The following is a 13,190-nucleotide window of genomic DNA, read 5'->3' as shown; positions in this document are numbered from 1 at the left end:
TCTTTCAAAACGGCGTTCGGCACCAGAAAATTTAATTTGCAGGTGAATTTGGCAAACCTACGAACTTGGTTCGAGAAGTTTGAGCGACTACATTCAGCCGAGTTAAACGGCGTTTTCTCGATGTCGAGAACGAATTGATCGATGCCGGACTCGAAACATGGATAGCAAACATTGAGATCATGGTAGCGACCAATGCACCGGAGTTGAAAGAAATGACCGAAGAGAATAACGAAGCGTTCAATAAAGAAAATACCGCAGAAATGGGAAGAAACCCCGAAGCCAACACCGAATCGAAAGCCGCTGTATATCGCATTATCGGTCATCGGCGTTGTCCTAGCGGGAGTGTTACTTTTTGGTATTTGGGTCGCGGGAGGGTGGAAAAGTTGTCCCGCTCCACGGACGGCCATCACATTCGACGATTACCAGCACCGGACAAACAACAGAAACTACGGCCGAACAAATTGTCACCATTCTGCCCGATCAGTTGAAAAGATCGGCTTAAAGATCGAAACGGTTGGCGAAACGTCGTCGAAAGTGAAGCAATGGATAGTAGCGCCCTGACCGGCGTCGCCCAGTCAAATGCCTACAAAGAACGCCGGTGATCTCCTTCTCGGTGGGGTACTGCGATCCGTTAGTGGCGAACTAGGCCAGTATGCTGGCAAAGCGCCATACGCTTGCCGTTATCCGGGCGATGAACTTGCAGCGTCTCAATCCGCGCTATCTGGCCTTGGCGACCGACGCTCAGGCCGCACACGCAAAACTACGACCGGACGGCAAACTCGTTCAGATCAACCCCGTGAGCAATAGCAGACGGTTGACCAGATGTTGTCGCGGTTAAAGACCGTTCAGGCTGAGCTGGAAGAAAAACCGTAAGAGACATGACCGTACGCTTGGGTTACTTGAAATAGGGGCTGTCAGCCGCGAGGAATTTGAGCAGGCCACGACAAAAGTACGCGCGTCGGAGGCGGACGTTGAAGAAGCGAAAAAAAAAAGATTGACCGTGCCGTCAAGGTCGCCGAGATCAATTTGTCAGCCGAAACGAATTTGAGCAGGCCGCCGTCAAACGCCAAACGGCCGAATTCCGACCTTGCGACCGCTTAGCAAAGACTCTTGTTGCTAGGTTTGTCACCGCAAAAAGTAAATTCGCTCCGCTCCCCATCGCAAATAACGTCGGAGATCGCATTGGTGGCTATATCAGGCACGATCACAAAGCGAGACGTAAACGCGGGTGAAGTTGTCGAGCCAAACAAGGATTGATGCGTGTTACAAATCTCGCAAGGTTTGGGTGGTCGCTCAGGTCTTTGAAAAGGACCTTTCATCAGTTCGTGATGGAAGCGGAGCAAGCATTGCACCGGCTCCTATCCTGACAGGCTCTTTCGCGGTCACGTAACCTACATCGACCCAAATATCAGCCCCGAAACACGCGCACGCACAAGTCAGAGTCGAACTCGACAATCCGGGATAAGTCTTGAAGATCGGAATGTACGCTAAACGTCGCCTTTGGCGGGTGGGATGGCCGAACGCACAATGCCGATGATCCGTCGTCTGCCGTCCAAAATAAGAACGACAAACAGGTTGTTTTCGTCGCCACCGACAAACCAAAATGTCTTTAATATAAAGTGAAGCGTCTCGGCACAAGAAAACAACGGTGGTTCATTGTTCTCGAAGAAGGGCTGAATGTCGGCGACAAGATCGTCACAGACGGCGGCTTCCTGCTCCGTGCTGAAATACATGAGGGACCCGACGCATCACTAACGTCGGATACGAGTTGTCGGAGTACGGCCTGCTTTGCCGCACATTTATGGAGAACATGATGATTATAGACTTGGTTTGTAAAATGGAGATTGACGAAGAAGCCGCCAGCTATTCGTTGAATTAAGGATGGCAAAGACTACTTTTTTATTCAGAGGGGTGTAAAGAATTCACGCGTCGCCCGCTTGATTATGTAGAATCCGTTTATCCGCTAGACGTAGAGACAATCGCGATGTAGATTTCTCGGTTATTTGGGAAGGAAATTTTGCTCCTGACCTGATTTCAAATCCAGCTAACTCACTCATTCGTCAAAGTTATAAGTCCAAAGAACTGAGCGAGCCACTGAATGGCGATGCGTTTGGCGGTTGGTTGGTATTCACCAACGATTTCCAACGAGGCATGTGTTTTTACCAGCATAACTCCAGCCTGGAGCGAATCGCAACCTGTTGAATTTGGCTCAACATATCCGATCGTCCTGTTTTTCCGCTCGCACGTTCGCTCCGCATCGCCCGGAATGGTTATCCCGAAAGTCAATTGTCAACCATTCCGTCAAAGGGCGTTATGTGGATCCACAACGGACGATCGAAGGCTTTAGTTCTATAAGCGCCGCCTGCGACACTCGTTGACTCACGAGATTTATCAGACGATTGAAGGCACCATGGATTCCGGCACGCTTTTGCTGTTTTCTTAAACCTTCTGGGCCGACACACGGAAAAACTTTTTAGGAGCAGTGGATTTGGCGAGCGGATTGGTGAAACCAGTCGTACAACTGGCGGAATGGGCGTATGAAGCTGGAATCAAAAGGCCTTCCAGTTTAATATTTTACGGTCACTGATGTTGAGAGCCTTGTAACAGTGCGTTATGTCTCCAATCCTCAAATTGAGCCGATTTCCCTCTACTTTTCAAACCGCGGAAAATACAGGTACCGTGAAGGGAAGTTTGAAATAGTTGAATCCGACAGTGTGCCAGGCGGGATCATCATCGCTTCCGAGAGATTGTTCGATGATCGCACGAGTTGGACTAGAGCTCGCCCCAAACCACGTCGTAATTATTAATAAGTGGATTTGACGTGGTGTTTCAACTTCTACCCAACGTACGGGTCAGTTAAATAAATCCCGGGCCAGGAGAACCAGGCGGACCTGTCGTATCAGCCTCAAATCATCAATCGGTAACAAGCTAACGTCGCCTTCATTTGCCACTGCAATATGTAAGTTTGACACTGCCGACAGGGTCTTGTACTTTACTATTATGAAATTGAGAAATCGATTTCAATAAGATTTCTTGTTTTTAGTGGCTCGTAATCTAACTGGTGTTTTTATGAAGAATATTGCTGCGGGATCCGTTGCTTAGTTTAGCCTTTTCCATTTTTGCCGTAATCATGGTTATTCAGACAGGGGCGTAACGGCGTGGAGGGGCGAATTGTTGATAACGGCGACGTAGATGCGGGAAACGCTGAGTTCGGCATCAGGATGCCGGGTTGGTTGCAAAAGCCGTAACAGACGGCGAAGGGCCGGTACTCGCTTACAAATATGTCAGATGGTAAGTGATGACGTCACGATCGGTGCCATGGGTTTTGCGAGACTAGCAGTGAAAGTATGATCCCGTCGACGCAGCTTCGTCGTCTTTTACCACAACCCCGGAGGCATTGCAGTGAGCGTTTCAGTTACGTCAAGCTATCTCAGCTGGAACCCCCGGAAAGCCTGAAATTCCGGGTCCTATCGAACGGATCGATAGCAAACACTGGAAAGCAGCCGCGTTCAATTTCTCCGAAGTGCTCAGGAAAGTATCCGGTGTGAATGTAGGGATGAGGAGGGGTTTGGTTTGCGACCCAACATCGGCATTCACAGCACCAATCCGACGCGCTCAACCAGGGTGTTGGGGTTGAAGATGGACTTCCATTGTCTTATGCACCCTACGGAGATAATGCATCTACTACCATCCTCCGGTGGAGATACGGAGTCGATCGAGGTCCTAAAGGGATCGGGTCAGATTGCTTATGGCCCACAAACGATTGCAGGCCTAATCAATTATCTGACACCCAATCCGCCCGATAAACCGACTTTAATTTCAAACTAGAAGGCGGCAATAGTTTTTTTTTCAACGGCGGAGCAGGTTGGCGGCACGTTTGGCAAACTTAACGATTTTCGATTTCAATCATAAGCAGGGGTAACGGGTCGAGAGAGAGCACAAGTTTTAGGTTGTATGATTTTTCGAACAAATCGGTTTTGCAGTTAAACGCTCGCAACGCCTGACTGGAGAAATTTACTTTCTTTTCGAGGATTCGAATCGAACCTACACAGGTGCAACCGAGGCGGAATTCGCCGCAGACCCCCGCGGCAACGTATTCAAGAACGATTTCCTTTTTATGGCCGCAGGTCCGGTTTCTCGCTGCAGCACGCCGCGGTTCTGACCTAAAATCAATCGACGACTAGCTTTATCAAACTATTTTTTCACGCGACTGGTGGCGTCAGTCGTCCAATTCCAGTCATGTCCTAATCGTTTGAATGTCGATCCGACTGCCTCAGCCTGGCCGTACGAACACCACCTGCGGCAACGAAGGAAGGCTTCGCGATTATCTTACTCGGGGCGTCGAGACGCGGCTGACCACAACTTCAATTTCGGATCAGTTGCGAATTAACTTGTCGTCGGTTTTCAAGTTCATGGCGAAGATCAGGAACGGATCCAGCGAAATGGCGACCTTCCAACATCGCGACGGCACTTTGGGAAAACAACGAGCGTAAAGCTTTCGCTCACTCGGATTTATTCAACATCGCTTTGCATGGAAGGACCTCGCATTGACGCCGGGCGTACGTTTTGAGCGCGTGTTTTGCCGAACAATCGTCCCTGCCAACAACGGAGCGGGGGCGACCGGTGGGAAAACAACCGTGACCGAGATCATTCCGGGTTTGGCATCGCTTACTCCGGGTGTAAAGAGATACTACGCTTGTGGGCGTTCATCGAGGGTTTTCCCCTCCCAGAGTGGGGACGTCGTAACAAATTCTGGCGGCGTGATCGAGCTTTTGATTCAAATTGAGTTGGAACTATGAGGTCGGAGTGCGAACTCGACCACTCAGAGGAACCGATTTTCGGCCGCATTTTTTCCGCAACGATTATCAGAATCGGATCGTGGCGGTTTTCGATAGCTGGCGGGCGTCCTTTGCAAACGTCGGAGCCACACTACTGCAGGGGTTTTAAATTTACGGGGCAGATCGATTCCGGCTCTGTTTTTCGTGGCCCCCATAATCTTTTACCTGCGAACCGCCTATACCTTTTGCCGACGGCGGAGTTCCGGGTGGCATGCGCCTGGCTCTATCACCAGTTCGGCAACACTTAATGTGTACGCGCCCGACAACCAGGCGGGTCTCGGCCAGGAGTTGTTCGATTACGGCAAATCGCCTTCCCGTATGCACCGCGTGTCCTTATGACGATGAAAGCATCGATATTCGCATCCCCGGTTTCGACGCTTTTCTGGAAAACGTTTACATCGGGCCAGTTCGGCGACGATTTGAACGCGGTTAACCCGAACTGAATGGCCAGCTTGGAGCGATACTAAGCCAAACTTATTGGAACGCGACGGCAAACTATCGTCGAGAAATGGAGGATGACATTTTTCGTTACGGGTAAGAACTTGCTCGACCGGATATACATCGTTGACCGTACGCGTGGATTGCTGCCCTCAGGTCCGCGTCTCGTTCAAACCGGAATCAAGGTGAGTTTTTAATTTGGCAGAGTAAAACCTCCTTAGGAAACACGGAGTTAGCTTTGAGTGTAGAAAGCTTTATCTATGCACTCGTGGTTCGCGTCTTGCACCTCGGAAGAGGAGATCATACTCACGTCACTCTTGAGGCATGACGGCAACGACAAAAGAGAAGGGAGTGGACCTGAGCTTCTCGATAGCACAAAAATTGCCACACAGCACCGCGCGTCATTAAACCGTCGAGGGTGGCGTAACGGAACCGTCCTTAGATTGACTTTTTGCCCTCCAGTAAAGAAAATTAAGTTTGTCTTCGTCTCATTCGACCACTTTTGACATTGCGTGGTGAGGATTGTAGTGATTAAGAATTCTTATGGTCGAATCGCCTCAAAGTCTCAAATAAGATTAAGGAACAAGCTCAAGTTTGTTGCTTTTTGTTTGTAAGCTTATGCGGTAGCGGATGTTAGCGTTCTTCAAGCCTATTGTGGAAACGAGGCCGTCGGCATTCCACCCGCCCACCATCTTTCAAAGACTGCCCGCGATCCTGACAGCCGCTCCGCTACTAAATCCATTCAAACTCGTCTGCAGTCAGACGGGGAACCCCGACAAGGAAACGACCCGACTCAGGATTGCGACGATGATACGTGCTTTTGCTGCTGTTCCCATGTCGTCACGGGATATTTCGCAATTCCATCCACCAAGTCTACGAATAAATTAGAGAGTTTTCACAGTCCGATACGTACGTAGGACGGTATTCTAATTCAAGCCTAACTCAACTCTTCCGTCCGCCTAGAACAGCCTAATTCTTTCAATCGAAACGACTGCTTTTTATCCTAGCTTATTGCCGGGAGACAAGCGAGATTTTCCAGTTTCTAATTAAGGATCAGGTTTATGTATGTTCTTTTTGGTAGACGTGCCGTTGGCGTTACTTTTGGCAGTTGCCATCTTAACAAGTACTAGTTTTGGTCAGTCGCAGGTAGCAATAGTTGGAAGAGATTCAACTCCCTCGACGGGCGACATTCCCATCAGAACCAACGCTTTCCACGATTCTGTTGGTGCCAAATTATTATAGTCAGACGGACGGTATGTCGCTGGCTGAGATTATCAGACTTGCGTTTGAAACAAACGGCGACATAAAGATCGCCCGTCTCGAAGTCGATAAAGCCAGGGCTCGCCTGACCCAGGCTGGGCTGCGGCCAAATCCGACGCTTGAGGTTGAACAAAGTTCCGGCCGTCTGGCCGGGTCGCCCGGTGACAGCCAGTTCAGCGCCGGGATCGCGGTTCCACTCGAACTATTCGGGCGACGGCAGCGGCGCATTGATGTGGCAAATGCCGAAATCACCTTGCGAGAGGCTGAGATCACTGCCCGGCAGCGAACTCTGGCGAGTCAGATATTTGTGTCTTACACCGAAGCCCTCGCGGCATTGCGTGAGCTACAGGTGTCAGAGGAATTGCTAAGTCTTGACGTGCGGACCGTCGAGTTTGTGCAGATCCGCGTAAACGAAGGCGAGACACCGCCGCTCGAACTTAGCCTTCTGCAAACCGAGGTTGAGCGGCTGCGGGCCCGCCGGCAGTTAGTTGAGGGACGGCTGCAGGCCGCACTGACACGATTGAGATTCTACGCCGGAGTCGAGCCGCAAGCGCCTTTCAAACTTCGCGAAGATATATCAACGGCGACTCTCCCGTCACTTCCACCCTCCATCGACACAGGTATTGCCGTCGGTTTGCGCAACCGGCCGGAGATTCGGCTTGCAGAGCTAGACGAGCAGCTTGCGCCGGTCTGCGGCTGATCAATTCTCAGAGCAGGCCGGATCTAACTGCTTATACCCGTTACACTCAGGGACGTTCATCCATCGATCTACCGACCGGCCCATTTCCGCAGGATCGCGATCGATCGCTAACCTTTGGTGTTGCAAATTGCTGCCGCTATTCAACAAGAATCAGGGAGCAAAGGCGGAAGCGGCGATCACGATACGCCAGGCTCAGGAACGCCGTGCGTTTGCCGAGCAGTTTATTAAGAACGAGATTACTGTTGCATTTCAACGGATCGAAGCGGCCAACCGATCCCTAATGACCTCGAAACCGCCGTGCTGCCGCTCGCGTCAAAACATTGAAACCATTAGAAGAGTTTATGAACTGGGAGAACTCAAGATTACCGATCTAATTGCGGAACAGCGCAGATTGTTGGATGCCAACCGTGATCTGACCGAGACTCTGACGGAACGCTATCGGGCGGGCGGATCTTTTTATTGCACTAGGAATCACACTGTAAATCTGAAGAAGTTATGTCAAACAAGAATATCGCAGAACCAAACGAGTACGAAAGAAACGACGAAGCAGAGCTTGAACGTCTTGAGAACAATCTGGATTCGGCAGATCTCAAAGTCGAGTCTACGCGGCCCGGTACAGCTAAATCAGCCAGGGCGTGGATCATCACGGCGGCGGTCGTCGGTCTTATCGCGATAATTGGAATTGCGTGGATCGTTAACAAAAACTCCGCAAGCGGAGATAAAGCTACCGGCGAGGAACATAAGGAAGAGCCGGGACATTCTGAGGACGAGAAAGGCAAAGAAGTTAAGCTCGATCCTGAGATGATCGAGTCCGCCGGTATCGTCACGGAAACCGTCACTCAACGACCGGCAATTGCCCGATTAATGGTTACGGGTGCGGTCGAATTGAATCCTGAGACGACCGAGATGGCGACGGCATTAGTTGGCGGAAGAATCGAGAGAGTTTTCTACGGTGTTGGTGACAATGTGCAAAAGGGAGCCGTGCTTGCCGTTATTTCGAGTCCGCAACTCGCGCAGATGCACGGCAAAATGCACGAGGCTAAAACTAAATATGAGCTAGTTCAGCGAAATCTGACGCGTGTGCAAAAATCTGAGAACCGCGTAGCTGTACTACAGGCAAAAGCTAAGCTCGATGAGGCCGAAGCTACGTTGAAGCGAACGAGGCGACTTATCGAACTCGGGGCGGGTGCTGGAAAAGATTTGATCGCAGCAGAAACAGTTTACAAAACTGCGAAGGCGGACTTTGATTTTCAGTCCAATATCGCTCTCAACAAAGAATTGCAGGAAGCGAGAGCCGAGGTCGAAACGGCCCAGGTCGATCTGCGGCATATCGAGGACGAAATGCGGGCGCTTGGTGTTCCTGTCGAGTCGGGCAAGCCGGACGATCATCGTAGCGACACGTCGCTTGTTTCTCTGAGATCGCCGCTTTCTGGTGTTGTCACAGAAAGAAAGTTTAACGCTGGAGCGGGTATAGAGGCGGCGACTCCAATTTTTCGATCTCGAATCTGGGAACGGTTTACGTGATCGCAAATGTGCCGGAAACAAGTATGGCAAGGCTTCGTGTCGGTTCGGTCGCAGAAATTACGTCGCCCGCTATCGGAACGGTCAGCGGTCGCGTTTCCTACATTGACCCGCAATTGGATGAAACGACCCGAACCGGACGTGTGCGGCTTGAGGTTCCAAATTCGAACGGAAAGCTTCGGGCAGGAATGTTCGCGGAGGTGGGTTTCTATACGGGAACGAATGCGGAGAGCGGCGAAGAGTTGGTTGTGCCATCATCCGCAGTCCAGCGAACGGGTGACAAAACCGTCGTCTTTGTTCCGCGCGACGACGAGCCGGGCGCTTATGAAGTGCGCGAGATCGAGGCCGGGGCAGATATAAACGGTTACACGAAAGTTATTGAAGGATTAAAGCTTGGCGAAAAGGTTGTGACGAAAGGCAGTTTCACCTTAAAGACACAGCTTGAAAAAGGTGCAATGGGGGACGATCACTAAAAATATGATCAACGCATTAATAAGATTTTCCATTGCTCAAAAGCTGATCGTTCTTTGCTCGTTGCGATCATGGCGGCGGCGGGCGCGTATAGCCTTATAAATTTACCAATCGATGCCGTGCCTGATGTGACGAATGTTCAGGTCCAGGTATTGACCAACGCTCCGAGCCTCGCGCCGCTTGAGATCGAACGGCAGATCACCTTCCCCATCGAGGTTGCGATGTCGGGAATTCCGGGAGTCGAAGAAATACGCTCGGTTTCGAAGTTCGGAATCTCGAACGTCACTATCGTTTTCGAAGAATCGACCGACATTTATTTCGCTCGTCAGCTAATTCTCGAACGCATGGCAACCGCCCGCGAAAACATTCCACCGGGCATCGGCTCGCCGGAGATGGGGCCGATAGCAACAGGCTTGGGAGAGATCTACCAATACGAAGTCCGCGCCGAACCGGGAAGCAATTACACGGCGACCGACCTCAGGACGATCCACGACTGGAATATTCGCCGACAGTTGATGGGCGTTCCGGGTGTGACCGAAGTCAATTCGCACGGCGGCTACGGCAAACAGTATGAGGTGCGTCTATCGCCCGAAAAGCTGCAATCCTACGGATTGACGCTGCATGATGTTCACGAGGCGGTGACCGCAAATAACGGCACGGTCGGCGGCGGTTATATTCAAAAAGGTGCGGAGCAGTATTTGTTGCGAGGCGTTGGTCTTGTCGAAAAGATGGACGACATTACCAACATCGTGGTCAAAACCGGCAAGGAAGGTGTTCCGATATTTGTCCGCGATCTCGGCGAAGTTGTCGAGGGGCAAAGTATCCGACAGGGTGCAGCTTCTGCCAACGGAGAAGGCGAGATCGTTTCGGGTATAGCGATTATGCTGAAAGGCGAAAATTCCCGCGTAGTTGCCGAACGCGTCCAGGCGAAGATCGATGAGATCAGCAAAACTCTGCCGAAGGGCGTAACCATCGAGCCATTCTACGACCGGACTTCTCTAGTCAAAAGGGCGATCGCGACGGTGGAAAAAAATCTACTGGAAGGTGCGGCACTTGTGATCTTGGTTTTGCTGGTGCTACTGGGAAACTGGCGTGGAGCATTGTTGGTTGCGACGATCATTCCGCTTTCGATGTTATTTGCCGCGATTCTGATGAGAATTTTCAACGTATCAGGAAACCTGATGAGTCTGGGTGCACTGGATTTTGGGTTGATAGTTGACGGGGCGGTAGTAATGGTCGAGAACGTTGTTCGTCGCCGAGCGGAGGCGCAGCACGAAGGATCACGTGAGCCGCCGGAGCGCACGATTCTCGAAGCCTGTCTCGAAGTCGCGCGTCCCGTAGTTTTCGCAGTGGCGATCATCGGCATCGTGTATTTGCCGATCCTCAGCCTTCGCGGCATCGAGGGCAAGATGTTCGTACCGATGGCTTTGACGGTTATCTTTGCGCTTCTTGGTTCATTGCTTCTGTCGCTGACCTACGTACCGGCAATGCTTGCATTGATACTTCGCGGCAATGTTTCGGAGAAAGAAAGCTTTTTGATCCGTTGGGCAAAGCACATCTATCAGCCTTCGCTTGCATTCGTAATGAAGTTCCGCTCACAAGTTCTGGCAATAGCTGTAACGACCGTTATCATTTCGGGAATCGTTTTCCCCTATCTCGGCGGAGAGTTTATCCCGCGCCTTGATGAGGGCGACCTTTTGGTTGGAATGCAGCTTTTACCTAGCGTCTCGCTCGAACAATCGATGGTTGTAACTACCCAAGTGGAAAAGTCCCTCAAAGGCTTTCCTGAGGTCAAGACAGTCGTCTCTAAATGCGGTGCTCCAGCAGTCGCGACGGATTCGATGAGTCTAAATCAATGCGACGTTTTCGTGATGCTCCATCCGATTGATGAATGGAAGTCGGGGTGGTCTAAAGAAAAATTGATCGAAGAAATGTCGAAAAAGCTTGAATCGGAAGTTCCGGGAGCGGCTTCTTTAGAATATCTACAGCCTATCGAAATGCGCGTAAATGAACTTATCGCGGGAACACGAGGGGATCTTGCCGTAAAGCTCTTTGGAGACGACCTTGAAGTTCTGGCAGAAAAAGGCGAAGAGATCGAAAGAACTCTTGCGAAGGTCAATGGTGCGGAGGAGACAAAGGTCGAGGTCACGACGGGCTTGCCGCAGCTACAGATCAAACCGGACCGTGCGGCGATAGCCCGCTATGGTTTAAACGTTGAGAATGTAAATGAGCTGGTCGAGTCGATCTTTGCGGGCCAGAAAGCGGGCGAGGTTTTTGAGGGCGAACAGCGTTTCGATATAGTCCTGCGGTTGAATGAGGACTCTAGTAAGTCTGTCGAATCGGTTCGGGCGTTGATCCTAACGGCCCCAAATGGTCAGCGTGTCCCGCTCGCACAGGTCGCCGACATTGCTCTGGTCGAGGGTGCGGCGCAGATCTCCCGCGAGGCTACACGGCGAAGGATAGTCGTCTCGACCAACGTACGCGACCGCGATATTGCAAGTTTCGTCGCCGAGGCAAAGGAAAAGATAGGAACAGAAGTGAAATTGCCGCCTGGATATTATCTCCAGTGGGGTGGAGCGTTCGAAAATCTCGAACGTGCGACCAACCGCCTGTTGATCGTCGTACCGATCGCGTTGTTCCTGATCTTTGTAATGCTGTTCTCGACCTTCGGTTCGGCAAAGCAGGCCTTAATGATCTACACCGGGATTCCGTTCGCGATTGTCGGCGGTGTGGTTGCACTCGCACTTCGCGGAATGCCGTTTTCGATCTCGGCGGGCGTGGGATTTATCGCCTTATTTGGCGTTGCGGTATTGAACGGCGTCGTGATGATAAGTTTTATCAATCATCTACGCGAAGAAGGAAAATCCGTGATCGAAGCCGTTAACGAAGGCTCAATGACCCGTTTGCGTCCGGTTCTGATGACTGCTCTCGTTGCGAGTCTTGGATTTATCCCGATGGCTCTGGCAACATCGGCGGGTGCGGAAGTTCAACGCCCGCTTGCGACAGTTGTAATTGGCGGACTCATAACATCAACGCTGTTGACCCTATTGATCCTGCCGACGCTTTATGCGTGGTTTGAAAAGGACGTGGAAGGAGAGTTCACGGAGGAATAACAATGAAACTGATAATCGCAATAGTGCGGCCATTCACGGTAGAGAAGATCGTAACGGCCTTTGAAAACATCGAAGGCTTTCCGGGAATGACCTTGATAGATTCCGAAGGATTTGGCCAGCGAATGGGTACCGGAACATACGACTCACTCGATCCGTTCAAGGCGAACAAACGGATTGAGATCGCGGTAAGTGACGAAATGGCCGACGAGATCGTTGCGGCAATTAAGCACAACGCACACAGGAAAGAAGGGCGATGGAATAATAACGGTCGTTCCAATTGAAGCGGCCACGTTGATTTGAGCGAACCAAGATGTTTTCTGAACGGCCTTTTCAAATGCTTGTCGGAGCGGTGATCGGAACAGGCCTGATTCTTGGTCTAGTTTGGCTAATGCTCTATTTGAATAAGCATGGGATCAAAACGCATCCTAGCGAAAAAAGAGAGAGCCGGTATAAACGACTAGGGCGAATGAAGGCAGAAAAAAGACGTAATAGTCGGAGATTTAGGTTTTGAAATAGGCAGCTGTTATGGGACAAGGCCTTGCCTTACATGCCATTTATGTAGTTTGCACGTGCGGAGATCGATTACTTTTCCAAATGTCGCGGCGTATCGCTGATCGCGGCGAACTCGAACAAGATCATCGAGCGGGCGGGACGGTAGAAAGTCCGCCGTCACAACCAAGGATCATGACCGAGGCTTTTGTGACAAGAAGCGCTATCGCGATGGCAAACACGGGCAAGCGCCCGTACAACGGTAAATCTTGGATCAGCGAGGTATTTAACTATTTAGACGCTCATGAATGTGGCGAATTTGTCCCTAGACCGAATTGAATGGAGCAACAAGGGATGTTG

At 50.9% G+C, this 13,190-nt stretch carries 9 protein-coding genes and 1 pseudogene; 8 read left to right on the top strand and 2 right to left on the bottom strand.

The window, feature by feature from the left end; genetic code table 11:
• Positions 1-134: 134 nt before the first annotated feature.
• Positions 135-488: a hypothetical protein gene (locus IPG22_05760; protein ID MBK6587806.1), complete on the top strand. Its 354-nt coding sequence runs from the start codon at positions 135-137 to the stop codon at positions 486-488.
• Between the two features lie 164 nt (positions 489-652).
• Positions 653-838, top strand: a complete 186-nt coding sequence (locus IPG22_05755; GenBank protein ID MBK6587805.1) for a hypothetical protein — start codon at positions 653-655, stop codon at positions 836-838.
• A 649-nt stretch (positions 839-1,487) separates the two neighbouring features.
• Here the strand turns inward: IPG22_05755 and IPG22_05750 are convergent.
• Together IPG22_05750 and IPG22_05745 are read right to left on the bottom strand one after the other, a co-directional pair.
• Entirely contained in the window at positions 1,488-1,733 is a 246-nt protein-coding gene (locus IPG22_05750; GenBank protein MBK6587804.1) for a hypothetical protein, read from the bottom strand.
• 316 nt (positions 1,734-2,049) lie between these two features.
• The gene (locus IPG22_05745; protein ID MBK6587803.1) at positions 2,050-2,286 is read right to left on the bottom strand and encodes a hypothetical protein; all 237 of its coding nucleotides are present in this window, start codon (positions 2,284-2,286) and stop codon (positions 2,050-2,052) included.
• Between the two features lie 4,146 nt (positions 2,287-6,432).
• Between IPG22_05745 and IPG22_05740 the strand changes: the two genes are divergently transcribed.
• From IPG22_05740 to IPG22_05715, 6 genes and pseudogenes are all read left to right on the top strand, one after another.
• Entirely contained in the window at positions 6,433-7,236 is an 804-nt protein-coding gene (locus IPG22_05740; GenBank protein ID MBK6587802.1) for a TolC family protein, read from the top strand.
• A 495-nt stretch (positions 7,237-7,731) separates the two neighbouring features.
• A complete protein-coding gene (locus IPG22_05735) occupies positions 7,732-8,760 on the top strand; it encodes an efflux RND transporter periplasmic adaptor subunit (protein ID MBK6587801.1) in 1,029 nt (342 codons plus the stop codon).
• On the top strand, positions 8,757-9,230 hold the full coding sequence (locus tag IPG22_05730; protein ID MBK6587800.1) for an efflux RND transporter periplasmic adaptor subunit: 474 nt from the start codon (positions 8,757-8,759) through the stop codon (positions 9,228-9,230). Before IPG22_05735 ends, IPG22_05730 begins: the two co-directional genes overlap by 4 nt.
• 4 nt (positions 9,231-9,234) lie before the next feature.
• A pseudogene (locus IPG22_05725) lies at positions 9,235-12,341 on the top strand (efflux RND transporter permease subunit).
• A gap of 2 nt (positions 12,342-12,343) precedes the next feature.
• Entirely contained in the window at positions 12,344-12,622 is a 279-nt protein-coding gene (locus IPG22_05720; protein ID MBK6587799.1) for a P-II family nitrogen regulator, read from the top strand.
• 313 nt (positions 12,623-12,935) lie between these two features.
• Positions 12,936-13,169, top strand: coding sequence for a hypothetical protein (locus IPG22_05715; GenBank protein ID MBK6587798.1), 234 nt, complete (start codon positions 12,936-12,938; stop codon positions 13,167-13,169).
• Positions 13,170-13,190: the final 21 nt, after the last annotated feature.

This window comes from Acidobacteriota bacterium, from assembly GCA_016703965.1.
Lineage (GTDB): Bacteria > Acidobacteriota > Blastocatellia > Pyrinomonadales > Pyrinomonadaceae > OLB17.
Note: the sequence above shows the minus strand (reverse complement) of the source record. Positions and strands in the feature narration are given on the sequence as shown.